The sequence below is a fragment of the Streptomyces sp. NPDC048420 genome (genome assembly GCF_040651535.1).
Taxonomy (GTDB): Bacteria; Actinomycetota; Actinomycetes; order Streptomycetales; family Streptomycetaceae; genus Streptomyces.
In genome coordinates, this window is sequence record NZ_JBEZKG010000005.1 from 1 (window position 1) to 24,851 (window position 24,851).

21 protein-coding genes and 1 rRNA gene are annotated in these 24,851 nt (G+C 71.1%); 17 read left to right on the forward strand and 5 right to left on the reverse strand.

Translation table 11 applies throughout. From position 1 onward, the window contains the following. Window positions 1–163 precede the first annotated feature (163 nt). From rrf to AB0D34_RS09670, 4 genes are all read left to right on the forward strand, one after another. Window positions 164–280, forward strand: a 5S ribosomal RNA gene (gene rrf, locus AB0D34_RS09655). A 111-nt stretch (window positions 281–391) separates the two neighbouring features. Beyond that, entirely contained in the window at window positions 392–784 is a 393-nt protein-coding gene (locus AB0D34_RS09660) for a hypothetical protein (RefSeq protein WP_362660140.1), read from the forward strand. Window positions 785–943: 159 nt separating this feature from the next. Continuing rightward, complete coding sequence (locus tag AB0D34_RS09665; protein ID WP_362660143.1) at window positions 944–1,240, forward strand: hypothetical protein; 297 nt, start codon at window positions 944–946, stop codon at window positions 1,238–1,240. 395 nt (window positions 1,241–1,635) lie between these two features. Then, a complete protein-coding gene (locus tag AB0D34_RS09670; protein ID WP_362660100.1) occupies window positions 1,636–2,418 on the forward strand; it encodes a hypothetical protein in 783 nt (260 codons plus the stop codon). Between the two features lie 55 nt (window positions 2,419–2,473). On the opposite strand, the gene AB0D34_RS09675 is transcribed toward AB0D34_RS09670, so the two are convergent. Next, window positions 2,474–3,766: a DUF1015 domain-containing protein gene (locus tag AB0D34_RS09675; RefSeq protein ID WP_362659081.1), complete on the reverse strand. Its 1,293-nt coding sequence runs from the start codon at window positions 3,764–3,766 to the stop codon at window positions 2,474–2,476. Window positions 3,767–3,838: 72 nt separating this feature from the next. Here AB0D34_RS09675 and AB0D34_RS09680 point away from each other — a divergent pair, with 72 nt between their 5' ends. The 4 genes from AB0D34_RS09680 to AB0D34_RS09695 all read left to right on the forward strand — a co-directional run bounded on the left by AB0D34_RS09680 (window position 3,839) and on the right by AB0D34_RS09695 (window position 7,853). After that, window positions 3,839–4,867: an HAD hydrolase-like protein gene (locus AB0D34_RS09680; protein ID WP_362659084.1), complete on the forward strand. Its 1,029-nt coding sequence runs from the start codon at window positions 3,839–3,841 to the stop codon at window positions 4,865–4,867. Between the two features lie 66 nt (window positions 4,868–4,933). Continuing rightward, on the forward strand, window positions 4,934–5,977 hold the full coding sequence (locus AB0D34_RS09685; RefSeq protein WP_362659087.1) for an iron chelate uptake ABC transporter family permease subunit: 1,044 nt from the start codon (window positions 4,934–4,936) through the stop codon (window positions 5,975–5,977). Beyond that, entirely contained in the window at window positions 5,974–7,011 is a 1,038-nt protein-coding gene (locus AB0D34_RS09690; RefSeq protein ID WP_362659089.1) for an iron chelate uptake ABC transporter family permease subunit, read from the forward strand. The genes AB0D34_RS09685 and AB0D34_RS09690 overlap by 4 nt, the downstream gene beginning before the upstream one ends. After that, a complete protein-coding gene (locus AB0D34_RS09695; protein ID WP_362659092.1) occupies window positions 7,008–7,853 on the forward strand; it encodes an ABC transporter ATP-binding protein in 846 nt (281 codons plus the stop codon). The genes AB0D34_RS09690 and AB0D34_RS09695 overlap by 4 nt, the downstream gene beginning before the upstream one ends. Here AB0D34_RS09695 and AB0D34_RS09700 read toward each other — a convergent pair. After that, a complete protein-coding gene (locus AB0D34_RS09700; protein ID WP_362659095.1) occupies window positions 7,837–8,184 on the reverse strand; it encodes an SCP2 sterol-binding domain-containing protein in 348 nt (115 codons plus the stop codon). The genes AB0D34_RS09695 and AB0D34_RS09700 overlap by 17 nt on opposite strands. A 42-nt stretch (window positions 8,185–8,226) precedes the next feature. Between AB0D34_RS09700 and AB0D34_RS09705 the strand changes: the two genes are divergently transcribed. The 5 genes from AB0D34_RS09705 to AB0D34_RS09725 all read left to right on the forward strand — a co-directional run bounded on the left by AB0D34_RS09705 (window position 8,227) and on the right by AB0D34_RS09725 (window position 13,664). Then, window positions 8,227–8,529 carry a hypothetical protein gene (locus AB0D34_RS09705; RefSeq protein WP_362659098.1) on the forward strand — a complete coding sequence of 101 codons (303 nt, stop codon included), beginning with the start codon at window positions 8,227–8,229 and terminating at the stop codon, window positions 8,527–8,529. Window positions 8,530–8,536: 7 nt separating this feature from the next. Beyond that, on the forward strand, window positions 8,537–9,352 hold the full coding sequence (locus AB0D34_RS09710) for a TlyA family RNA methyltransferase (protein WP_362659100.1): 816 nt from the start codon (window positions 8,537–8,539) through the stop codon (window positions 9,350–9,352). Further along, a complete protein-coding gene (locus tag AB0D34_RS09715; RefSeq protein ID WP_031048921.1) occupies window positions 9,349–10,254 on the forward strand; it encodes an NAD kinase in 906 nt (301 codons plus the stop codon). Before AB0D34_RS09710 ends, AB0D34_RS09715 begins: the two co-directional genes overlap by 4 nt. 159 nt (window positions 10,255–10,413) lie before the next feature. After that, window positions 10,414–12,132, forward strand: a complete 1,719-nt coding sequence (recN, locus tag AB0D34_RS09720; protein WP_362660103.1) for a DNA repair protein RecN — start codon at window positions 10,414–10,416, stop codon at window positions 12,130–12,132. A gap of 395 nt (window positions 12,133–12,527) precedes the next feature. Continuing rightward, entirely contained in the window at window positions 12,528–13,664 is a 1,137-nt protein-coding gene (locus tag AB0D34_RS09725) for a glycosyltransferase family 4 protein (RefSeq protein ID WP_362659103.1), read from the forward strand. A gap of 13 nt (window positions 13,665–13,677) precedes the next feature. Here AB0D34_RS09725 and AB0D34_RS09730 read toward each other — a convergent pair whose 3' ends face one another. Then, window positions 13,678–15,309 carry a PucR family transcriptional regulator gene (locus AB0D34_RS09730; protein ID WP_362659106.1) on the reverse strand — a complete coding sequence of 544 codons (1,632 nt, stop codon included), beginning with the start codon at window positions 15,307–15,309 and terminating at the stop codon, window positions 13,678–13,680. Between the two features lie 55 nt (window positions 15,310–15,364). On the opposite strand from AB0D34_RS09730, the gene AB0D34_RS09735 reads away from it, so the two are divergent. After that, complete coding sequence (locus AB0D34_RS09735) at window positions 15,365–16,321, forward strand: LLM class F420-dependent oxidoreductase (protein ID WP_362659109.1); 957 nt, start codon at window positions 15,365–15,367, stop codon at window positions 16,319–16,321. Here the strand turns inward: AB0D34_RS09735 and AB0D34_RS09740 are convergent. Beyond that, entirely contained in the window at window positions 16,308–17,690 is a 1,383-nt protein-coding gene (locus tag AB0D34_RS09740; RefSeq protein WP_362659112.1) for an FAD-binding oxidoreductase, read from the reverse strand. The genes AB0D34_RS09735 and AB0D34_RS09740 overlap by 14 nt on opposite strands. Window positions 17,691–17,757: 67 nt before the next feature. Beyond that, window positions 17,758–19,560: a glycoside hydrolase family 15 protein gene (locus tag AB0D34_RS09745; RefSeq protein WP_362660106.1), complete on the reverse strand. Its 1,803-nt coding sequence runs from the start codon at window positions 19,558–19,560 to the stop codon at window positions 17,758–17,760. Between the two features lie 471 nt (window positions 19,561–20,031). On the opposite strand from AB0D34_RS09745, the gene AB0D34_RS09750 reads away from it, so the two are divergent. The 3 genes from AB0D34_RS09750 to AB0D34_RS09760 all read left to right on the forward strand — a co-directional run bounded on the left by AB0D34_RS09750 (window position 20,032) and on the right by AB0D34_RS09760 (window position 24,716). After that, window positions 20,032–21,696: a CTP synthase gene (locus tag AB0D34_RS09750; RefSeq protein WP_362659115.1), complete on the forward strand. Its 1,665-nt coding sequence runs from the start codon at window positions 20,032–20,034 to the stop codon at window positions 21,694–21,696. A gap of 85 nt (window positions 21,697–21,781) precedes the next feature. After that, complete coding sequence (locus tag AB0D34_RS09755) at window positions 21,782–22,408, forward strand: NUDIX hydrolase (protein WP_362659118.1); 627 nt, start codon at window positions 21,782–21,784, stop codon at window positions 22,406–22,408. A 244-nt stretch (window positions 22,409–22,652) separates the two neighbouring features. Further along, window positions 22,653–24,716, forward strand: a complete 2,064-nt coding sequence (locus tag AB0D34_RS09760; protein ID WP_362659122.1) for a tetratricopeptide repeat protein — start codon at window positions 22,653–22,655, stop codon at window positions 24,714–24,716. Window positions 24,717–24,851 lie beyond the last annotated feature (135 nt).

The window sequence follows — 24,851 nt, forward strand, 5'->3', positions numbered from 1 at the left end:
TGGAAGCCCAGTAATGGGTGGAGGTGACCGGTACTAATAGGCCGAGGGCTTGTCCATATTTGCTCGCGTCCACTGTGTTAGTTCTGAGGCAACGAACGGTTGTCGGCTAGAGCTTGAACCACACAAAAGAAAAGTGTGCTTGTTCGCTCGAAACCATTAGGGTTTCGGTGGTCATAGCGTGAGGGAAACGCCCGGTTACATTCCGAACCCGGAAGCTAAGCCTTACAGCGCCGATGGTACTGCAGGGGGGACCCTGTGGGAGAGTAGGACACCGCCGAACAATATTTGGAGGACCCCTGGTCCCAGCGTTCAGCTGGGACCAGGGGTCCTTTTGTTTTTAGAATGCTTGCAGTGCCGAAGACAGGAGTCACCATGTCCACCAACTCTCCCGATGACCGACCGGAGCGCGACCAGCAACGACGGGACAGTGGTGACCGTGGCGATCGAGGCTACCGGGGGGACCGCGGCGGTTTCCGCCGCGACAACGACCGCGGTGGGAACGACCGCAGCGGCAATGACCGTGGTGGCAATCGCGGTGGTGGTTATGCACGCCGTGACGATCGTCGCGATGACAACCGCGGTGGCGGCAACGACCGTCGGAGCGATGACCGTGGTGGCTTCCGTCGTGACGATCGTGGTGGTGATCGTGGGGGGCGTCCTCCGTTCCGTCGTGATGACCGGCCGGCTGGGCCTCGCCGGGACGACCGTGATCGCGGGTTCCGGCGTGACGGTGACCGGCCTGCCTTCCGTCGTGACGACCGCGGGGACCGTGGCGAGCGCGTAGAGCGCCGCGGCGACGACCGTGGGGGCTTCCGCCGGGACGACAACCGCGGCAGCAGCTACGCTCCGCGCCGCGACGACCGTCGCGATGACCGGCGCAGCGACGACCGCGGGGGTTTCCGCCGTGACGACAACCGCGGCGGGGATCGTGGTGGCTTCCGGCGTGACAACGACCGCCGCGATGACCGCCGCGATGACCGCCGTGACGATCGCCGCAGCGACGACCGCGGTGGCTTCCGCCGCGACGACAACCGCGGTGCTGGTGGTGACCGTGGGGGCTTCCGCCGTGACGATCGCGGTGGTGACAACCGTGGTGGTGATCGTGGGGGGCGTCCTCCGTTCCGTCGTGATGACCGGCCGGCTGGGCCTCGCCGGGACGACCGTGATCGTGGGTTCCGGCGTGACGGTGACCGGCCTGCCTTCCGTCGTGACGACCGCGGGGACCGTGGTGAGCGTGTAGAGCGCCGTGGCGACGACCGTGGGGGCTTCCGCCGGGACGACAACCGCGGCAGCAGCTACGCGCCGCGCCGGGACGACCGTCGCGATGACCGGCGCAGCGACGACCGCGGCGACCGTGGTGGCTTCCGGCGTGACAACGACCGCCGCGATGACCGCCGTGACGATCGCCGCAGCGACGACCGCGGTGGCTTCCGCCGCGACGACAACCGCGGCGGGGATCGCGGTGGCTTCCGTCGTGACGATCGTGGTGGAAGCGGTGGACCCCGTAGGGACGACCGGGGTGGGCGGCCCGGTGGGTTCCGTGGGCGGGACGACCGGCGCGGTGGTGACGACCGGCGCGGCGGTGGCGGGCGCTTCCGCGACGAGCGGGACCGTGATCGCGAGCCGATCAAGCGGCTGCCGATCCCCGAGGACGTCACGGGCGAGGAGATCGACAAGGACGTACGGCAGGAGCTGCAGAGCCTGCCGAAGGGGCTCGCGGAGGATGTCGCCAAGAACCTGGTGATGGTTGCGCGGCTCATCGACGAGGACCCCGAGGGTGCCTACGGCTACTCCAAGGTGGCTCTGCGGCTGGCGTCGCGTGTCGCTGCCGTACGAGAGGCGGCCGGGTTCGCGGCGTACGCCAACCAGAAGTACAGCGAGGCGCTCGCCGAGTTCCGGGCCGCGCGGCGGATGACCGGAAACGTGGAGCTGTGGCCGGTCATGGCCGACTGCGAGCGGGGGCTCGGGCGGCCGGAGAAGGCGCTGGACATGGCCGGGGCGCCCGAGGTGCACAAGCTCGACAAGGCCGGGCAGGTGGAGATGCGGCTCGTCGCCGCCGGTGCGCGGCGTGACATGGGGCAGCTGGACGCGGCCATCGTGACCCTGCAGAGCCCCGAGCTGGCTTCGAACTCGGTGCAGCCGTGGACCGCGCGACTGCGGTACGCGTACGCCGACGCGCTGCTCGCCGCCGGTCGGGAGGGCGAGGCGCGGGAGTGGTTCGCCAAGGCCGTGGAGTCCGACAAGGACGGCAGCACGGACGCCTCCGACCGGCTCGCCGAGATGGACGGGGTCGAGTTCGTTGACGCCTTCGACGAAGCCGAGGCCGAGGCTGACGCCGAGGCTGAGGGTGACGTTGGCGTCGACCTCGCCGATAAGGCCGTAGACGACGAAGACGAAGAGGGCGACCTCAAGGACTGACGTGCACGGCATGTGACAAGGGGCGGGATCCCAAGGATCCCGGCCCTTGTTCGCGCTATACGTCCAGTGCGCGCAGGACCAGGCCCGACGCCGGCTTCGGGCCGAAGGACGTCGACTTGCGGGGCATCGTGACGCCCTGGCGGGCCAGGTCGCGGACGACCTCCTCGCGGACCGGGTGCATCAGGACCGCCGTACCACCGTCGCGTTCTGCCTTCTCGACGGTGGCGGCCGTGTCGTGGATGTAGGCGATGCGGGCGGGGTCGTCCTCGGGGATGTGCCAGACGTGGGCGAGGAGCGTGGCGTGCAGGACCGTGGCGTCCAGGGTGCGCCAGGCGGTGGGGCGGTCCGTGGGGACCGTGCGGGACAGGAGGCCCGGGTCGGGGCGGTCCACGAGGTGGAAGGCGCCGTCTCCGGCGAGGAGGAAGGCGTTGCCCGCGCAGGCCGTGTCGGCGAGGGTGTCGAGGGCCTCGGCCAAGGGCATGTCGAGGCGCCGTACGCGGAAGAGGCCGTCGAGGAGGGACAGGGAGCGGTCCACCGGGACGCCGTGCAGGAGGCGGTGGATGGCTCGGACGCGCAAGGGGTAGCGGGCCGTGTCGACGAGGAGGACCAGGCCGTGGTCCCAGGGGCTGGGGGAGGGGTGCTCCGCGCGTAGACGGCGGTAGGTCGCCCAGCGGTGGTGGCCGTCGGCGATCAGGGCCTGGTGCTGGGCCAGGTCCTTCTGGATGCGGGCCACTTCGGCCGGGTCGGTGATCGACCACAGGCGGTGGCTGTAGCCGTCCTCGGTGGTGGTGGCGAGGAGCGGGGGCTGCTCCGCTGTGCGTTCGACCATGGTCGTGGTGACGGACTGCGTGCCGTTGCCACGGTAGGTGAGGAGCAGGGGCTCCAGGTTCGCGGAGGTGGCTCGCATCAGGGCCGCACGGTCGGCGACCACATGGGGCATGACGTCCTCGTGGGGCAGGACCACACCCTCCGACGGCTCCGACAGACGCAGGATGCCGATGATCCCGCGTTGGAGGAGTCCGGCGCCGTCGTGCTGTTCGTAGACGTACAAGCCGGGTTCGGCGTCGGCGGCCAGGATGCCCTCGGCGAGCCAGCCGCGCAGGGTGCGGGCCGCCTGCTCGTTGCGCTCGGCCGGGGTCGTCGCCTGCGGGAGGATCAGCCGGACGATGTTGTACGGGTCGTTGGACTGGAGCTGGTGCAGGCCGTCGGGGCGGACCACGACGTCGTACGGCGGGGATGTCACGGCGGCAAGGCTGCCGACCCGGTCGGGGTCGTAGCGCAGGCCTCGGAACGGGGTGAGTTCCAGGCCTCGGCGCGCCGTTGCTTCCGGGTGACCTGCTGTGTTCATCCCGGCATCGTACGGGTGTCAGTGGCATGGGGGATGATCGGGGGAAAGCCGTCGAACGAGGAGCGATGCGGAATGAGCCAGGGCGCAAGGACGAGGCCCGAGGGCAGTGGGCAGGCCCTGAGCGAGGCGTACGACACCGCGCTGCTCGACCTCGACGGGGTGGTGTACGCGGGCGGGAACGCGATCGTGCACGCCGTCGAGTCGCTCGCCACCGCGCGTGAGGGGGGTATGCACCTCGCCTACGTCACAAACAACGCGCTGCGTACGCCCGATGCCGTGGCCGAGCACCTCACCGAGCTGGGGATACCGACGGAGGCCGACGATGTCATCACCTCCGCGCAGGCCGTCGCGCGGCTGATCAGCGAGCAGGTGCCGGCCGGGGCGCGGGTGCTCGTCATCGGTGGCGAGGGGCTGCGGGTTGCGCTGCGCGAGCGGGGACTTGAGCCCGTGGAGTCGGCGGACGACGGTCCGGCGGCGGTCGTGCAGGGCTTCGGGGGGCCGGATCTGCCCTGGGGGCGGTTCGCCGAGGCCAGTTATGCCGTCGCGCGTGGGGTGCCCTGGTTCGCGTCCAACACAGACCTGACGATTCCGAGCGGGCGTGGGATCGCGCCGGGCAACGGCGCGGCGGTGGAGGTCGTGCGCATCGCGACCGGTGCCGAGCCGCAGGTCGCCGGCAAGCCGTTGCCGCCCATGCACCGGGAGACGATCCTGCGGACCGGTGCGAAGCGGCCGTTGGTGGTAGGGGACCGGCTGGACACCGACATCGAGGGCGCGTTCAACGGCGAGGTGGATTCGCTGCTCGTGCTCACCGGCGTCACCGACGGCGCCCAGCTGCTGGCCGCCCCGCCGCAGCATCGGCCGACCTATGTGGACGCCGATCTGCGGGGGATGCTCACGGGGCAGCCCGAGGTCATCGAGGCGGAGGGTGGCTTCCGGTGCGGGGGCTGGACCGCGAAGGCCGGTAAGGAGCGGCTGGAAATCGACGGTGAGGGTGAGGTCCTGGACGGGTTGCGGGCGCTGTGCGCCGCGGCCTGGACGGCGGCCGGGGAGGGTGTGTGCGAGTTGGACGCGGGGAAAGCGCTGGCCAGGTTGGGGCTGTGAGGAGGGACCGGGTACGTTCGGGCCTCGGGATCGTGGCCGCTTGGCAGGGTAGGCTAACCTAACTGCGTGTTGGTCGACAGTCCTCCCGAACAGCGCGCGGAGACCGCCCCCGCGCCCCCAACCCGCCGGGCGATACGAGCTTTTGGGCTCCTCGTGTCCGTCGTGATCCTTGCGCTCGTCGCGGTGGCGAGCATCGCGGTCGGGGCGAAAGGGCTGTCCGTGGAGCAGGTCTGGCACGGGCTGTTCCAGGACACGGGGACCTACGGTGACGTGGTGGTGGCCGACCGGCTGTCGCGGACGATCCTCGGTCTGCTCGCCGGTGCCGCGCTCGGTCTGTCCGGGGCGGTCCTCCAGGCGCTCACCCGTAATCCGCTGGCCGACCCCGGGCTGCTCGGCATCAACGCGGGCGCGTCCGCCGCGGTCGTCACCGCGATCACCTTCTTCGGCGTCACCTCGCTCAGCGGCTATGTGTGGTTCGCCTTCCTCGGCGCGGCTGCGGTCGGCGCGCTGGTCTGGTTCCTCGGCGGCAGTCGGGGCGCCACCCCGGTACGGCTCGCGCTGGCCGGTACGGCGATCAGCGCGGCCCTGTACGGCTATCTCCAGGCCCTGATGATCACCGACGACCAGGCGCTCAACCGGATGCGCTTCTGGACGGTCGGTTCGCTGTCCTCGGCGAACAACTCGACCATCACGCAGGTGCTGCCGTTCCTCGTGACCGGCTCGCTCCTCGCCCTCGCGCTGGCCCGCCCGCTCAACGCGATGGAGATGGGCGACGACACCGCCAAGGCCCTTGGTGCCAACCTCAACCGCACCCGGGCGCTGGCCATGCTCTCCGCGACCGTGCTGTGCGGGGCGGCGACCGCCGCCTGCGGCCCGATCGTGTTCGTCGGCCTGATGGTCCCGCACATCGTGCGCTCCTTCACCGGCCCCGACCTGCGCTGGATCCTGCCGTACGCGACCGTCCTGTCGCCCGTGCTGCTGCTCGGCTCCGATGTCATCGGGCGGATCGTGGCCCGGCCCGCGGAGCTCCAGGTCGGCATCGTCACCGCGATCATCGGCGGGCCGGTCTTCATCTTTCTCGTACGACGGCGGAGGACGGCCCAGCTGTGAGGACCAACCGTGCCATCAGGACACCCGGTGGGCTCTCCGTCCGGCTGGACGTCCGGGCTACCGTCGTCGTCGCCCTGCTCCTGCTCGCCGCGCTCACCGCGAGCGTGGTGCTGATCGGCACCGGCGACTTCCCGATCCCCGCCGGGGACGTGCTCAAGACGCTGCTCGGGAACGGAAACGCCGGACAGGAGTTCATCGTCAACGAGTTGCGGCTGCCACGCGTGCTCGTCGGGCTCCTGGTCGGCGCCTCGCTCGGGCTCGGGGGCGCGCTGTTCCAGGCCATCTCCCGCAATCCGCTGGGCAGTCCGGACGTGCTCGGGCTCAGCCAGGGGGCGACGGCCGGGGCGCTCACGATGATCGTGCTGTTCTCCGGGAGCGCCGCCCAGGTGACCACGGGCGCACTCGTGGGCGGCCTGGTCACCGGGCTCGCCATCTATCTGCTCGCCTGGAAGCAGGGAGTGCATGGGTACCGGCTGGTCCTGGTCGGCATCGGCATCTCCGCGATCGTCACCGCGGTCAACGGCTATCTGCTGACCAGGTCCACGCTCACCGAGGCGGCCCAGGCCGTCGTATGGATGACCGGTTCCCTGAGCGGCCGGGACTGGGCGCAGGTCTGGCCGCTGCTGTGGCTGTGCGCGGTTCTCGTCCCGCTCGTCCTCGCCAACGGGCGCGGCCTCAGGATGATGGAGATGGGCGACGACGTCTCCAACGCCCTGGGCGTGCGGGTGGAGCGCGTACGGCTGTTGCTCCTGGTCGCCGCCGTCCTGCTCACCGCCGCCGCCACCGCGGCCGCCGGACCGGTCAGCTTCGTCGCGCTCACCGCGCCGCAGCTGGCCCGCCGTCTGACTCGCTCACCCGGCCCCAACCTGCTGCCGTCCCTGTGCATGGGCGCCACCCTCCTGGTCACCGCCGACTGGGTCTCGCAGAAGGTCTTCGGCGCCGACCAGCTGCCCGTCGGCGTGGTCACCGGAGTCCTCGGCGGGGTCTATCTGCTGTGGCTCCTGGTCACCGAGCGCAAGGCGGGCCGGATATGAACACCCCAAGGAGCACAAGGAGCACCGTGAATCGCCTGTCCGCCGACACCGTCACCCTCGCCTACGACCAGCGGGTCATCGCCGAGAAGCTGTCGGTGGAGATACCCGACCACTCCTTCACGGTGATCGTCGGCCCCAACGCCTGCGGCAAGTCCACGCTTCTGCGGGCTCTGTCGCGGATGCTCAAGCCCAGCCAGGGCAAGGTGCTGCTCGATGGGCAGGTCATCCAGTCGATGCCGGCGAAGAAGGTCGCTCGGACCCTGGGGCTGCTCCCGCAGTCGTCGATCGCGCCCGACGGGATCACCGTCGCCGACCTGGTCGGCCGCGGCCGCTACCCGCACCAGGGCATCCTGCGCCAGTGGTCCACCGAGGACGAGCGGGTCGTGCAGGAGTCCATGCGGCAGACCGGGGTCGCGGAACTCGCCGAGCGGTACGTCGACGAGCTGTCCGGCGGTCAGCGGCAGCGGGTGTGGATCGCGATGGCGCTCGCCCAGCAGACCCCGCTGCTGCTCCTCGACGAGCCGACGACCTACCTCGACATCCAGCACCAGATCGACGTCCTCGACCTCTGCGCCGAGCTGCACGAGGAGCAGGGCCGCACCCTGGTCGCCGTGCTGCACGACCTCAACCACGCGGCCCGGTACGCCACGCATCTCATCGCGCTCAAGAGCGGGAAGATCATTGCCGAGGGTGCCCCGAACGACATCGTCACGGCCGAGCTCGTCGAGGAGGTCTTCGGGCTGCGCTGCCAGGTCATCGACGATCCGGAGACGGGGACACCGCTGGTGGTGCCGGCCTCGCGGAAGGCGCGCGTGCGGGTTGAAGCTAAAGAAGCTTCCTGAGCTGGAACAGGTCCCGAAGGCCCGCCTCCAGTTTCACCCGGCCCGAGCCCCAGGCCTTGGCGAAGTTCAGCTCGCCGTTCACCAGGGCCACCAGGTCGTCGCCGGACATGGTCAGTCTGATCTGGGCCTTCTCCTTCGGAGGGCCTTGCAGGGTGTCGTGCACCGCGATCCGGCCGCCCGTCATCCGGCCGACGAAGGTGACGTCGAGATCGGTGATACGGCAGCTCACCGAGCGGTCCATGGACGCCGCCGTGGCGGCATCCTCCTCGGCGTTGCGCATGTTGTCGGAGAGCTTCTCGAGTGCGGCGCGGCACTCCTCTATCGTGGCCATCGCGCTCGACGGTACCCCAGCGGTTCGGGGTAGCGTCTGGGCATGAGCGACGCAGTTCCAGAGCCTTCACATGAGGCCGTGGTCGAACCCGAGTACGACCCCGCCGCCCCCGCGCCTCTCAACGTGCCCCGTACCCCCACCGGCAACGCCGAGGTCGACGCCCAGCTGGGGCGGCTGGGCGACGCCGACCACCTCGCCACCGACGGCCATCTCGAGGTGTACGAGGATGTACACCGGGGGCTGCGCGACGCGCTCACCGCGCTGGACGCGCGCCCGGGACCTCCGGCGCCCTCACCGTCGTATGACCAGAGGGTGCCCTCACCCTCGTATGGCACTAGGAGCTGAACCGAACGTGGCAGGAGTCGTACGCCTTCGGCTGGACGCGGAGCTGGTCCGGCGGAAGCTCGCGCGCTCGCGTGAGCATGCCGCGCAGCTGATCGCGGCCGGGCGGGTCACCGTGGGCAAGACCGTCGCGACCAAGTCCGCCACCCAGGTGGAGACCGCGGCCGCGATCGTGGTGCAGAGCGACGACAGCGATCCCGACTACGTGTCCCGGGGTGGGCACAAGCTTGCGGGCGCGCTTCAGGCGTTCGTGCCGCGGGGGCTCGTCGTCGAGGGGCGGCGGGCACTGGACGCCGGTGCCTCCACCGGGGGTTTCACCGATGTGCTGCTGCGGGCGGGGGCCTCGCACGTGGTCGCCGTCGACGTCGGCTACGGCCAACTCGCGTGGTCTCTCCAGAGCGATGAACGCGTCACCGTCAAGGACCGTACGAACGTACGCGAGTTGACGCTCGAAGCGATCGATGGGGAACCAGTGGATCTTGTCGTGGGGGATCTGTCCTTCATCCCGCTCGGCCTGGTACTGCCCGCCCTGGTGCGGTGCGTGAAGCCGGATGCCGATCTGGTGATGATGGTGAAGCCGCAGTTCGAGGTGGGGAAGGAACGGCTGGGCAGCGGGGGAGTCGTACGGAGCACGCAGCTGCGGGCGGAGGCCGTGCGGGGGGTGGCCGCGAAGGCGGCGGAACTCGGTCTCGGGGTGAACGGGGTCACGGCCAGTCCGTTGCCCGGGCCCTCGGGCAATGTCGAATACTTTCTGTGGCTGCGTGCCGGGGCGCCCGCCCTGGACCCGGCCGATGTCGACCGTGCAGTGGCGGAGGGGCCGCGTTGAGCCAGAACCGAGCTCGTACTGTTTTCCTGCTCGCCCACACCGGGCGGCCCGCGGCCATTCGCAGTGCCGAGCTCGTGGTGAAGGGGCTGCTGCGCTCCGACATCGGCGTGCGCGTCCTGGAGTACGAGGCGGCCGACCTGCCGCTGCCGCCAGAGGTGCAACTGGTCAAGGAGGCGACTCCGCAGTGCCTCGAAGGGTGCGAGCTGCTCATCGTGCTCGGCGGTGACGGGACGCTGCTGCGGGGGGCCGAGTTCGCCCGGGCGTCCGGGGTGCCCATGCTCGGCGTCAACCTGGGCAGTGTCGGGTTCCTCGCGGAGGCCGAGCGGGACGATCTCGACAAGGTCGTCGACCGGGTGGTGACCAAGGCGTACGAGGTCGAGGAGCGGATGACCGTCGATGTCGTCGTTCACCGGAACGGGGACATCGTTCACACCGACTGGGCGCTGAACGAAGCGGCTGTGCAGAAGGCCGGTGCGGAGAAGCTCCTTGAGGTCGTACTGGAGATCGACGGGCGGCCGGTGACGGGGTTCGGGTGTGACGGGATCGTGCTGTCGACGCCCACCGGGTCCACGGCCTATGCGTTCTCCGCGGGTGGGCCTGTGGTGTGGCCCGAGGTGGAGGCGCTGCTGATGGTGCCGATCTCCGCGCACGCGCTGTTCGCGAAGCCGTTGGTGACCTCGCCGAACTCTGTGCTGGCGGTGGAGTTGTTGCCTCATATTCCGCCGGGTGTGCTGTGGTGTGACGGGCGGCGGACCTTTGAGTTGCCTCCGGGGGCTCGGGTGGAGGTTCGGCGGGGGGCTGTGCCGGTGCGGTTGGCTCGGTTGCATCATGCGTCGTTCACGGATCGGCTGGTGGCGAAGTTCGCGTTGCCGGTCTCTGGATGGCGGGGTGCGCCGCATTAGCGCTCTGTAGGGGTGGCTTGGGGAGTTTGTGCGACTTAAGGCCGTGTGGCTGGTCGCGCAGTTCCCCGCGCCCCTGAACACCTGACACCCGCCCGAGTGACAAGGGCACCTCGCACTCGCCCGCCCCGACCTCGTAAGGTCTTCACCGTGCTGGAAGAGATGCGGATACGGTCGCTCGGAGTCATCGATGACGCTGTCGTCGAGTTGTCGCCCGGGTTCACGGCTGTCACCGGTGAGACGGGTGCGGGCAAGACCATGGTGGTCACCAGCCTGGGGCTGCTGCTCGGTGGGCGGGCTGACGCGGCGCTCGTGCGGATCGGGGCCGAGAAGGCGGTCGTGGAGGGGCGGATCACGGTGTCCGCCGGCGACTCCGTCGTCGTACGGGCCGAGGAGGCCGGGGCGGAGCTCGACGACGGGGCGCTGCTGATCAGCCGTACCGTTTCCGCCGAAGGGCGGTCCCGGGCGCATCTGGGCGGGCGGTCGGTGCCCGTGGGGGTGCTTGCCGAGCTCGCCGACGAGCTCGTCGCAGTGCACGGGCAGACCGATCAGCAGGGGCTGCTCAAGCTGACCCGGCAGCGCCAGGCGCTGGACCGGTACGCGGGCGATGCCGTGGCCGTGCCGCTTGCCAAGTACACCGAGGCCTACCGGCGGCTGCGGGCCGTCTCCGTCGAGCTGGACGAGATCGTCACGCGTGCGCGTGAGCGGGCCCAGGAAGCCGACATGCTCCGGTACGGGCTCGACGAGATCGCCGGCGTGGAGCCGCGGGCCGGCGAGGACGTCGAGCTGGCGGAGGAGGCGGAGCGGCTCGGGCACGCCGAGGCCCTGTCTTCCGCTGCCACGGCCGCACACGCCGCCCTCGCGGGCAACCCCGAGGACCCTGAGGGGATCGACGCGGCGACGCTCGTGGCCGGTGCTCAGCGGGCTCTGGAAGCCGTACGGTCGTACGACCCCGCGCTGGCCGCGCTCGCCGACCGGATCGGGGAGATCGGGATCCTGCTGGGCGATGTGGCCGGGGAGCTGGCGGGGTACGCCGACGACCTGGACGCCGATCCGCTGCGGCTGTCGGCCGTCGAGGAGCGGCGGGCCTCGCTCACCGCGCTGACGCGGAAGTACGGCGAGGATGTCGCCTCCGTTCTGACCTGGGCCGAGCAGAGTGCCGCGCGGCTCACCGAGCTCGACGGCGACGACGAGCGGATCGACGAGCTGACCGCCGAGCGGGACGCACTCAGGGCCGAACTGGGTGGGCTCGCGCAGGCGTTGACGGATGCCCGGACGGAAGCCGCCGAGAGGTTTGCGGCGGCGGTGACGGCAGAGCTGGCGTCTCTGGCGATGCCCCACGCGCGCGTGTCCTTCGCCATCCGGCAGACCGAGGACCCGGAGGGCGTGGAGGTCGGCGGGCGCGCGGTCGCCTACGGGCCGGCCGGTGTCGACGAGGTCGAACTGCTGCTCGCCCCGCACCCGGGTGCGCCTCCGCGGCCCATCGCCAAGGGCGCGTCCGGCGGTGAGCTCTCGCGCGTGATGCTGGCCGTCGAGGTCGTGTTCGCGGGGACGGACCCCGTGCCGACGTATCTCTTCGACGAGGTCGACGCAGGTGTCGGCGGCAAGGCGGCGGTCGAGATCGGGCGGCGCCTGGCGCGGCTTGCGAAGACCGCGCAGGTCGTCGTGGTGACCCACCTGCCCCAGGTCGCGGCCTTCGCGGACCGGCAGTTGCTGGTCGAGAAGACCAACGACGGGTCCGTCACCCGGTCCGGGGTGAAGGTGCTGGAGGGCGAGGAGCGGGTGCGGGAGCTTTCCCGGATGCTCGCCGGGCAGGAGGACTCGGAGACGGCCCGGGCGCATGCGGAGGAGTTGCTGGCCACGGCTCGGGCGGACGCTTGAGGGGTGCGTCCTGCTGTTGCCGTCGCCGGGCTCGGTGGGGCGTACGGCGACCTCGCCGGGGACCATCCGCGGGGGATCCGGGCGCACTTGGCTGCGCTGCGGGACGGTGAGGTCACCAGCGGGGCCGTCCCTCGCGCCCACGGGGCGGTAGCCGCACATTCAACACGGCCCCGTGCCTCTCAGCCTGCTTGGGCACCGCGCCCTCACTCTTGTGAGTGACCCGACTCGCCGCACGCACCCTTCCCCCGTTCTTCGCATGCACGGAACACCCGTACGTGCTGGCATCCTTGGCAGAGAACCCATCACGCGTAGGAAGCGCGCGGTACACCCCTCCGCTCGATACCTTCTGTACGTTTCCTCGTGACCGCCCGACCCGAACCAGGAGCCCCGGCCACGTGACCCCCGTGAGCAGCCACTCACCGCACGGCCAGTCGCCGCTGCGCACCGTGCAGGTGCTGGGCGGCGGCAATGCCGGCAGCAGCGCGCATGTGCGCTCCCTGACCTCGGGGCTCGTCGCGCGGGGCGTGCGGGTCACGGTGTGCGCCCCCGCCGAGGCGGATCGCGCCTACGACTTCTCGGGGGCCGGTGCCGAGCACGTGCATGTGCCTCGGAGCAGTGACCCGACCTCCGTCGCCATACTGCGGGCGGCCTGCTCGGACGCCGACCTCGTGCACGCGCACGGGCTGCACGCCTCCTTCCGTGCCGTGCTCGCGCTCAGCGGGCGGCGGACTCCGCTGGTCGTCACCTGGCACGACCGGGCGTACGCCGAGGGTGCGCGGGCCCATTTCGTGCGCCTGCTCGAACGCCGGGTCGTGAAGGCCGCGTCCGTGGTGCTCGGATCCACCTCCGCGCTCGTGGACCGGGCGCGCCGGACCGGTGCCCGGGACGCGCGGCTCGCCGCCGTCGCCCTGCCCGTGCCGCGCGGGGCCGTCGAGCAGGAGGACCCCGACCGGCTGCGGCCGAAGGTGCGGGCCGAACTCGGGGCCACCGGGCGCCCGTTGCTGATCGCCGTCGGCTCCCTGGACAAGCACCGGGGTTACGAGACGCTGCTGGACGCCACTCGCGCGTGGCGTCTCCTCGACCCCGTGCCGCTGGTCGTCGTCGCGGGGGAGGGGCCGCTGCGGACGGTCCTGCAGAGCCGTATCGAGGACGAGGGGCTGCCCGTCCGGCTGATCGGACGGCGAGACGACGTCTCCGACCTGCTCGCGGCTGCCGATCTCGCGATCCTGCCGAGCCGTTGGGAGGCGCGGGCCGTTCTGGCCCACGAGGCCTTCCACGCGCGCGTGCCGCTCGTCGCGACCGCGGTCGGCGGCGTCCCCGAACTCGTCGGCGACGCGGCCGAACTCGTCCCGTACGGCGACCCGGAGGCCCTCGCGGCGGCCGTCGTACGGCTGCTCGGCGATCCCGAGCGCCGGGAGCTGCTGAAGGAGCGGGGTGTGCGGCAGGCGGCGACCTGGCCGACCGAGGACGAGACCGTTGCGCAAGTGCTCAGCGTCTACGACGAGTTGACGCAGCATCTCCCACTCATCTGAAAGCCTCTGAAAGCTACGGCACGTGCCTGCGTGCTCGTAGTGCCAGGCTCAACGCCAGTACCGTCTGCGGGTCGTCGAGGTCGGTGCCGAGCAACTCGCCGATGCGGGCCAGGCGGTTGTAGAGGGTCTGCCGGTTGAGGTGGAGTTCGCGGGCCGTCTCCGCCTTGCGGCCCGCGTGGGCCAGATAGGTCTCCAGGGTCGGCAGCAGGGGTGGCTTGGAGCGGTGGTCGTGGGCGCGCAGCGGACCGATGGCGCGGTCCACGAAGGCAGCGAGGTCCGGGTGGTCGCGCAGTCGCCACAGCAGCAGGTCGATGTCCAGGCGACGGGCGTCGTACCAGGGCCGGTCGGACAGGCCCTGTGCCGCGGTCGCCGTCTCCGCCGCGTGGCGCAGTCCCGCCGAGGCCGCCGCCCAGCCGCCCGCGACTGCGACGACCACGACCGGGGGCTGGGCGCCGGGCCGCTCCATACCGGCCCGCTCCACGCCCGCCTTCAGGGCCACCGCGACCCGGTCCGCGACCGTCGGCCGCTCCGAGTCCGAGCGCAGACCGAGCAGGACGAGCACACGGCCCTCGACGGGTCGTACGCCCAGCAGGACCGGCACACCGACCGAGGCCAGCTCCTCGGAGACGGCCCGGGCGAGCACCGCCCAGCCGCCGCCCGAGGAGCCGAGGTGCATCACCACGGGCAGCAGCGGGCCGGTGCCCGGCTTGAATCCCAGCACACGCGCCTGTGCGGGCGCGTCCTCGGCGGTGATGCGGCCCTCGGCGAGATCGGTCAGGAAGTCGCCGCGGCCGCGTGCCGCCAGCTCCTCCTCCTGACGAGCCTGCATCAGGACCACGGCGAGGATGCCCGCGGCGCGTTCGGCCGCCATCCGGTGCACAGGGCCCAGCGGTCCCCGCACCGGCAACAGGACCAGCCGCGCCCGCACCGACCCCGTACCGGGCCCGCCCCCGGGTACGTCCACGAGGACCGAGCCGGAGGGCGGCGCGTCCTTGTGGTGGCCGCGCAGGCCCTCCCAGACCTGGAGCGGGTCCGCGCCCTCGGGACCGGCCCCGGCGGCGTACAGGAGCTGGCCGTCCGTCGTCTCCAGGAACACCGGGTTGCCGCTGAAGTCGGCCAGGATGGCGAGCACCTGCGGGACACCGCCGCCGCCCAGCAGGGCCTCGGTACAGCGGCGGTGCACCTCCTCCGCGCGCTGCAGCAGCGCGTAGTGGCCGTTGACGATCTCGGTGTGGATCTCCTCGGTGACGGCCACGAACGGCACCTCGCGGTGCAGCTGGACGAGCGGCAGACCGGTCGCGCGGGCCGTGTCGACGAGGGTCGCGGGCAGTCGGCTGAAGCGCGGGCCGAGCTCGACGACCAGGGCCGCGATGCCGCGCTCGGCCAGGGTGCGCACGAACGCGCGCTGATCGGCGGGACGGGTGCCGAGGCCGTAGCCGGTGGTCAGCAGCAGCTCCCCGCCCTTCAGCAGGGACGCGATGTTCGGGACCTCGCCCGCGTGCACCCAGCGCACGGTCCGGTGCAGCCGGTCCGCGCCCGCGAGGATCTCCGGGAGCCCGCTGCGCAGACCGGGCAGCTCCAGAGCGCGCTGCACGGTGATGCCGGCGCCCTGGGTGTCGAAACCGCTGTTCGTGCCGCTGTCCATGAGCCGGACGCTACCCGAGGCGTGCCCGGTGCCGTGTCGGGGTAGCGGCCCGGGCATGGACTTCAGCGTGGTGGCCGTGGCACGGGAGGACGACAGTGCGGTCGAGGAGCCGCTCCGGGTGGCGGCGGTCGCCGACCGGCTCGGATACCGGGAGGTGTGGGCCGGGGAGGGGCCGACCTGGGACGCGTTCGTGCTCGCCGCGGTGATCGGGCGGGACACCGAACGGGTCGCGTTGACCGCGGGGCCGGTCCCGGTGTCGGTGCGCGACGCGTACACCTCGGCCCGGGGCGCCGCCTCGGTCGCGGCCCTCGTCGGCCGCCCCGTCGGCGTGGCCCTGGGTACGTCCAGCAAGCGGGTGGTGGAGGGCGTGCACGACCGGCCCCGGGCGCGGCCCGCCGCCGTACTGGAGGAGCAGGCGGCAGCCGTACGACGGTTTCTGCACGCTTCTCCGGGCGAACCGGTCGTGCCCGGCAGCCCCTTCTGCCGGCGGCTGCCGCCGCCCGGAGGGCCGCTCACGGTGGCCGCGTTCGGGCCCCGCGCGATCGCCACGGCCGCCGCGCACGCCGACCGGATGCTGCTGGACGTGGTCTCCCCCGAGCAGGTGCGGGGGTTGCGTGCGGAGCTGGACGCGGCGGCCCAGAAGGCGGGCCGTACGGCGCCCACGCTCGCCGCGTGGCTGCCGGCGGCCGTGGACCCCGAGCCGGAGTCGCTCGCGCAGGTGCTGGGCAGCATCGCCGGATACCTGACCGTGCCGGGGTACAGCGAGGTCTTCGTCGAGGCCGGGTTCGGGGACGCGGTGGAGCTGGCCGCGAGCGGGGCCGACCGGGAGACCTTGGTGCGCGCCCTGCCTGCCGAGGCCGCGGGCACGGTCGGGCTGGTGGGCGACCTGGACGCCGTACGGGCGCGGATCGGGGCCTATGCGGAGGCCGGGCTCGACGAGATCGCCCTGGTGCCCGCGACGGCCGGGGATCCGGGCGGCGAACGGACGCTGACCGCGCTCAGGCCGGCCTGATGTTGTGGTTGAAGCGGAACACGTTGTCCGGGTCGTAGCGGCGCTTCAACTCGGCGAGGCGGCGGGTGTTCTCGGCGCCGACGCCGGCCTCGACGCGGTCCGCGCCCTCGTCGCCGATGAAGTTGAGGTAGACCGCGCCGGTGCTCCACGGCCTCGCGTCGGCCCGGACGTCCCGCACCCACTGGATGCCCCGCTCGTCGTCGGCCGGGTCCTCCCACATCCCGAAGGGGTGCAGGCCCCAGGGCGCGTCGCGGTAGGGCACCGGCCACTCGTGCGGCCCGCCGGCGATCGCGCCGCCCAGGGGGAAGAGGGCGTTGATGGTTCGGGTCGGCACCGGCATGGAGTTCGCGCGGGAGCAGTACACGTCCACGTATTCGTCGGGCAGGCCCGTCAGGTACTCCGCCGACCAATAGTTCCGCATCCCCGGCGGATCGTCGATCATGCACTGGACATCGGTGTACGGCATCGCCCCGACGACCTCGCCCTCGTGTGGCAGCGCCAGCAGCGGCTCGGCCACCTTGCGCATGTCCGCCTCGGTCCCGGCGTACGTCAGCAGCGCACCGCACAGCAGGGTGCCGACCAGGTGCGGCGGGACGAACTCCTCGGGCGGGCCGGTGAGATAGAGGATGCCGCCGCTCGCCTCGTCCGGGCCGTGGGCGATCAGCTCGCGGTAGGTGCGGACGACTTCGGGGCCGAACTCCGGCAGGTACAGCAGCAGGGCGATGGAGAACGCGGGCAACTCGTGCAGTTTCAGGGTGATCGCGGTCGCGACGCCGAAGTTGCCGCCCCCGCCGTGCAGGGCCCAGAACAGGTCCGGGTGCTCGTCGGCGTTCGCGTGGACGCGCTCGCCGTCCGCGGTGACCAGTTCCACCCCGAGCAGGTTGTCGACGGCGAGCCCGCACCAGCGGTCCAGCCAGCCGGAGCCGCCGCCCAGGACGAACCCGCCGACGCCGGTGGTCGAGGCCCGGCCCCCGGTGGTGGCGAGGCCGTACGGCTCGCAGGTGCGGTCCAGGTCGCTCATCGTGGCGCCGCCCGCGACCCGCACCGCCCGGGCGGCCGGATCGACGGTGACCGCGCGCATGTGCCGCAGGTCCACGACCACCCCGCCGTCGTTCACTGCCATGCCCGCCACGCTGTGCCCGCCGCCGCGCACCGCGATCGGCAGGTCGAGGTCACGGGCGAAGCGCACGGACCGTACGACGTCGTCCTCGTCCACGCACTGCGCGATCACCGCGGGCCGGCGGTCGATCATCGCGTTGAAGACGATCCGGGCCTCGTCGTAGCCCGGATCGTCGGGGGCGAACACGTCGCCGGCCAGATCCTCGCGCAGCGCGGAGAGTGCCGCGCCCGCCTTCGACGGGGATGCCATGGGGCGCCCCCTTCCGTGCAGGGGCTGTTGGATCCCAGCCTAGGCGGGCGTAACGCTCAGGTCCTGTTCAGCCGCCGTACGCCCCCGACGCCGTCAGGCGCAGGGCCGTGTCGATGAGCGGGACGTGGCTGAAGGCCTGCGGGAAGTTGCCGACCTGGCGCTTGAGGCGCGGGTCCCACTCCTCGGCGAGCAGCCCGAGGTCGTTGCGCAGGGACAGCAGCTTCTCGAAGAGCTTCCTCGCCTCGTCCACCCGGCCGATCATCGCGAGGTCGTCCGCCATCCAGAACGAGCAGGCCAGGAAGGCACCTTCGTCGCCGGGGAGGCCGTCCACGTTCTCGTCGCCGCTGGAGGTCGGGTAGCGCAGGATGAAGCCGTCCGGCGTGGACAGCTCGCGCTGGATCGCCTCGATGGTGCCGATCACGCGCTTGTCGTCCGGGGGCAGGAAGCCCATCTGCGGGATGAGGAGCAGGCTCGCGTCCAGCTCCTTCGATCCGTACGACTGCGTGAAGGTGTTGCGCTCCTTGTCGTAGCCCCTCTCGCACACGTCCCGGTGGATGTCGTCGCGCAGTTCGCGCCACTTCTCCAGCGGGCCGTCCGCGTCTCCGGACTCGATCAGCTTGATGGTGCGGTCGACGGCGACCCAGGCCATCACCTTGGAGTGCACGAAGTGGCGGCGCGGGCCGCGCACCTCCCAGATGCCCTCGTCCGGCTCGTCCCAGTGCTGCTCCAGGTAGCGGATCAGCTTGAGCTGGAGCAGGGACGCGTAGTCGTTGCGGGACAGGCCCGTCATGTGGGCCAGGTGCAGGGCCTCGGTGACCTCGCCGTAGACGTCGAGCTGTAGCTGGTGCGCGGCGCCGTTGCCGACCCGGACCGGCGCGGAGTTCTCGTAGCCGGGCAGCCAGTCCAACTCGGCCTCGCCCAGTTCCCGCTCGCCCGCGATGCCGTACATGATCTGGAGGTTCTCGGGGTCGCCGGCGACCGCTCTGAGCAGCCACTCGCGCCAGGCGCGGGCCTCCTCGCGGTAGCCGGTGCGCAGCAGCGAGGACAGGGTGATGGCCGCGTCACGCAGCCAGGTGTAGCGGTAGTCCCAGTTGCGGACGCCGCCGATGTCCTCCGGGAGCGAGGTCGTGGGGGCCGCGACGATGCCGCCGGTGGGGGCGTACGTCAGCGCCTTGAGGGTGATCAGGGAGCGGATCACCGCCTCGCGGTAGGGGCCGTGGTAGGTGCAGTGCTCGACCCACTCGCGCCAGAAGTCCTCGGTGGCCTCCAGCGACTGCTCCGGCTCCGGCAGCGGGGGCGGCTGCTTGTGCGAGGGCTCCCAGGAGATGGTGAACGCGATCCGGTCACCCGGGGCGACCGTGAAGTCCGAGTACGTCGTCAGGGACTTGCCGTACGTCTCGCAGTCGGTGTCGAACCACACAGAGTCCGGGCCCGCCACGGCGACCGTGCGCCCCTCGTGCTTGTGGACCCAGGGGACGACACGGCCGTACGAGAAACGCATCCGCAGGGCCGAGCGCATGGGCACGCGGCCCGAGACGCCCTCGACGATCCGGATCAGCTGGGGGGCACCGTCACGCGGGGGCATGAAATCGGTCACCCTGACGGTGCCGCGTGGGGTGTCCCACTCGGATTCGAGGATCAGGGAGTCGCCGCGGTAGGTGCGCCGGGCAGCCGTGGGAGGCTCCGCGTCGGCCGCGTGCGCCGGGCCGAGCCGCCAGAAGCCGTGCTCCTCGGTGCCCAGCAGGCCGGCGAAGATGGCATGCGAGTCGAAGCGGGGCAGGCACAGCCAGTCCACCGTGCCGTCCCGGCAGACCAGGGCTGCGGTCTGCATGTCTCCGATGAGTGCGTAGTCTTCGATGCGCCCGGCCACGTGCAACTCCAGTCGAACGGCCACGTCACCCCCTCAGGGAAAAAGGGGGCTGTCGCTTGGTGCGGTCAAGGGGGTCGTTGTAATGCGTCGTTGAGCGGTGAAGCAAAACAGTCCTGCTGCTGTGAGGCAAAACGACAACTGTTGCTCAACGAACTGACGAGCTCTCGTTGTTCCGGGTCTTACGGGTGGGGGTGGTCCCGTGTTTCCGGCCGGGCTCGGCAGCGAGTGTCCGAGCAGGATACGACGCACGTAGATGATCTGTGTGCCGCTCCGGGCAACGCGGGTGGGCCGAACGGGTGAGCAACGGGTGAGAAACGGGTGTCCTCGTGTGCGTCCGTGTCGGCGTGTGTGCGGAGCGTGGCCGGAAGCCATCTCCCCGAGGCGCTGATACCCTGGTAGCCCGTGGACCGGTGGGCGCCTGACCCCCGAACCGCACCTCAAGATCGCGACCACGGGAGCCCCCTCTTGGCCATGACCGCTGCTTTTCGAAACAGCACAGCCACGACGACCAAGCACATCTTCGTCACTGGGGGTGTCGCCTCCTCGCTCGGCAAGGGACTGACGGCCTCCAGCCTCGGCATGCTGCTCAAGGCGCGGGGCCTGCGCGTCGTGATGCAGAAGCTCGACCCGTACCTCAACGTCGACCCGGGCACGATGAACCCCTTCCAGCACGGTGAGGTGTTCGTCACCAACGACGGCGCCGAGACCGACCTGGACATCGGCCACTACGAGCGCTTCCTCGACCGTGACCTCGACGGTTCCGCCAACGTCACCACCGGCCAGGTGTACAACACGGTGATCGCCAAGGAGCGGCGCGGCGAGTATCTCGGTGACACGGTGCAGGTCATCCCGCACATCACCAACGAGATCAAGCATCGCATCCGCCGCATGGCCACGGACGAGGTCGACGTCGTGATCACGGAGGTCGGCGGCACGGTCGGCGACATCGAGTCGCTGCCGTTCCTGGAGACGGTCCGCCAGGTCCGGCACGAGGTCGGCCGTGACAACGTCTTCGTCGTCCACATTTCCCTCCTGCCGTACATCGGCCCGTCGGGAGAGCTGAAGACGAAGCCGACCCAGCACTCGGTTGCGGCCCTTCGGAACATCGGTATCCAGCCGGACGCCATCGTGCTGCGCTGCGACCGCGAGGTGCCGACCGCGATCAAGCGCAAGATCTCGCTGATGTGCGACGTCGACGAGGCCGCGGTGGTCGCCTGCCCCGACGCCCGCTCGATCTACGACATCCCGAAGACCGTGCACGGCGAGGGCCTGGACGCCTACGTCGTCCGCAAGCTGGACCTGCCGTTCCGGGACGTGGACTGGACGACCTGGGACGACCTGCTCGACCGCGTCCACAACCCCGACCACGAGATCACCCTCGCCCTGGTCGGCAAGTACATCGACCTGCCCGACGCCTACCTCTCGGTCACCGAGGCGCTGCGCGCGGGCGGCTTCGCCAACAAGGCCCGCGTCAAGATCAAGTGGGTCACCTCCGACGACTGCAAGACCCCGGCCGGCGCCGCGGCGCAGCTCGGTGACGTCGACGGCATCTGCATCCCGGGCGGCTTCGGCGACCGCGGTGTGCTCGGCAAGGTCGGCGCGATCAAGTACGCCCGCGAGAACAAGATCCCGCTCCTCGGCCTGTGCCTGGGCCTGCAGTGCATCGTGATCGAGGCCGCGCGCAACCTCGCCGACATCCCGGACGCCAACTCCACCGAGTTCGACTCGGCGACCGGCCACCCGGTCATCTCCACCATGGCCGAGCAGCTCGACATCGTCGCCGGCGAGGGCGACATGGGCGGCACCATGCGGCTCGGCATGTACCCGGCCAAGCTCGCCGAGGGCTCCATCGTCCGTGAGGTGTACGACGGCAAGGAGTACGTCGAGGAGCGTCACCGGCACCGGTACGAGGTCAACAACTCCTACCGTGCGGAGCTGGAAAAGAAGGCGGGCATCCTGTTTTCCGGGACCTCTCCCGACGGCAAGCTCGTCGAGTACGTCGAGTACCCGCGCGAGGTCCACCCTTATCTGGTGGCGACCCAGGCGCACCCCGAGCTGCGTTCGCGTCCGACCAGGCCGCATCCGCTGTTCGCCGGTCTGGTGAAGGCCGCGGTCGAGCGGCAGAGTTCCAAGTAACACGACAGTTGTACGGTGGCCGGGGCACGCGCATTCAAATGGCGAGTGCCCCGGCTTCTTTTGCGCACGTGGGGAAGGACAGGGCATGACGATCAAGGACACCCCGGAGGAGTGGGAGATCCGGGCGACGGAGACCCCGTTCGTGGGCAACAAGACCTCCGTCCGCACGGACGAGGTGGTCATGCCCGACGGCTCCGTGGTCCGCCGCGACTACCAGGTCCACCCGGGTTCCGTGGCCGTCCTCGCCCTCGACGACGAGGACCGGGTCCTGCTCATCCGGCAGTACCGGCACCCGGTACGGCAGAAGCTGTGGGAGATCCCGGCGGGGCTGCTGGACGTGCCGGGCGAGAACCCGCTGCACGCGGCTCAGCGGGAGCTGTACGAGGAGGCGCACGTCAAGGCGGAGGACTGGCGGGTGCTGACGGATGTCTACACGTCGCCGGGGGGCTGTGACGAGGCGATCCGGATCTTCCTGGCGCGGGGGCTGTCCGAGGCCGACGGTGAGCGCTTCGAGGTCGAGCACGAGGAGATCGATCTGGAGTACGCGCGCGTGCCGGTTTCGGAGCTGGTGCGGGGGGTGCTGGCGGGGGAGTTGCACAACGACTGCCTGGTGGTGGGGGTGCTGTCGTTGGTCGCCGCGCGTGCCTCCGGCGGGTTGGACGGGTTGCGTTCCGCTGAGGCGGAGTGGCCTGCGCGGCCGTTCGAGGTGTGACAGGTTTCGGATCGCGCCATAGGCGTAGGCGGTCCGTTGCGGAGTGCTGGTCGCGTTGTGGCTGGTCGCGCGGTTCCCCGCGCCCCTGAGTAGGTCCTACGATCTGTTGATCCGATCGGGGGACTTCGTATTCGTCACCGTCGTGCTCCACCAGGAACGTTGCAGAGCGTGAACTAGGCTTTTGGTGCCCGAACCGGGGTCACCGGCGGGCTTTTGCGCGTGCGGTGGGACGGGAGTGTGGCCCGTGACGGATCAGGCGGTGGACTCAGGCGGCCTGCGGCTGTCGAGTGAGGGACAGTTCCTGGGGCGGACGCGGGAGTTGAAGGAGCTGCTCGCCGACATCGAGCGAGCGGGACTCGACACGATCTCCGGCAAGAAGGCACCCCGCGCGCGCGTGCTGCTCATCGCCGGGCGGCCCGGGTCCGGGCGGACCGCGCTCGCCGAGGAACTCGTCCGGACGGTTACTGACCGTTACGACGACGGGGTGCTGCGCGCCCGGCTCGGCGCGCCCGACGGAACCCCCGTCCCGGTCGAGAACACCGCCCGCGAACTGCTCACCGCCCTTGAGGTGACGGCGCCCGCCGGGGCCGGCGAGGACGACCTCACGGCGGTGCTGCGCGAGGCACTGGCCAGCCGTCGCGCGCTGATTCTGCTCGACGACGCGGTGGCCGCGGAACAGGTGGACGCCCTGCTTCCGGATACCCCGGAGTGCCTGGTCGTGGCCGTTTCCGGGGGCCCGCTGACCGGCATCGCGGATGTGCGTCCGTGCACCCTCGGCGGGCTCGACACCAAGTCCGCGCTGGAACTGCTGACCCGGCACACCGGGTCGGTCCGCATCACCGTCGACCCGCGCGCGGCCGAAGGGCTCGTCGAGGAGTGCCAGGGCCATCCCGCCGCGCTGATGCTGGCCGGGGGCTGGCTCGCCGCCCGTCCGAAGGCCGCGGTCGCCGATCTGGCCAAGCAACTGCATGCGGAGAGTGACGAGGGCAGTCCGCTCAGCCGGGTCTTCAAGCTTGTCTACACCTCCCTGCCCACGCCCGCCGCCCGGATACTGCGACTGCTCTCCCTCGCCCCGGCCGGCCTCGTCGACCCGCACACCGCCTCCGCGCTCGCCGGCTGCTCGGTGGGTGGTGCCCGCTCCACCCTCGACGACTTCGTGGCCCTGGGCCTGCTGCACGCCGTGGACTCGCCGCTGCCGCAGTACGAGGTCCCCGGCTGTCTGCACCCCCTGCTCAAGGCCCTCGCCGGCAGCCAGGACCGCCCGGCCGAACTCCAGCTGGCCCGAGCCCGCATGCTGGAGCGGACCGTACGACTGCTCCAGTCCTCCCGTGCGATCACCGAGACCGACAACCCGGACGCCCGCGAGAAGCTCCAGGGGATGCCCCGCTCCCTGCGCTTCCCGAGTCCCAGGGCCGCCGAGGACTGGCTGCGGGTCCGCCGGCCCGCCCTGCTCGCCTCGGCCCGCCTCGCGGTCGCCGACGGGGAGCTGGACACCCTGGCCCGGCGCCTGATGTCGCAGCTCGTCCGCACGATGGTGGCGCACTTCGGGACCAGGGCGGCCGCGTCCGACCTCTACGACATCCACGGTCTCGTCCTCGACGTGGCCGAGCGGCGCGGGCTGTCCCGCGAGAAGGCCGCGGCCCTGCTGAACCTCGCCGACCTGGACGCCCAGACCGGCCGGACCCGGGAGGCACTGGCGCGCTATCGGGCGGCACTGGACGCCGGACGGGAGGCGAACGACCCGTATGCGACCGGCCGCGCGATGGAATCCGTAGGCGGCGCGCATCTGGAGCTCGGGGACTACGACCGGGCCGCCGACTGGTTCGGCCGGGCCCTGGCCCAGCGGCTGGCCCGGGACGAGCGTCCGGAGGCCGCCCGGCTGTACGGCCGTATCGCCGCCGCACACACCTACGCGGGCCGTTACGGCGAGGCGGTCAGGAACTGGCGGGCCGCGCTCGCCGGGCACCGCAAGAACGGCGATGTCGCGGCCCACGCACGGGCGTTGAGCGAGCTCGCCCGGGTCCAGGAGTACGCCGGACACCCCGAGGAGTCGCTGCGCACCTGCCAGGAGGCCGTGGACTGGGCGCGGCGGGCCGAGGACGTACGGCTGCAGGCCGCGCTCCAGTTGCGGCTCGCTGACACGCTTGACCACCTGGGCGATCCCGCCGCCGCCCGGCTGCACCGGGGTGCCGCCGAGCGGCTGCTGGGGGAGGAGCTTTCCCAGGAGGAAGCCGGGGCGGAGCAGGCCGAAGACCCGAAACATGATGCTGATGCCTGCGAAATCCGTAGTACACCCGCTGAAGATTGATGCAATGAAAGGCTAGACAGCGGGAACACCTTCATTAGACTGGCTCTGCCGCACCTTCTCCTGCGGTGCATCCTGGTGTGCTCACGCATGGCCGGGTATGTGATGTATTGCCCCACACCCTCTGAGCCAAGGACC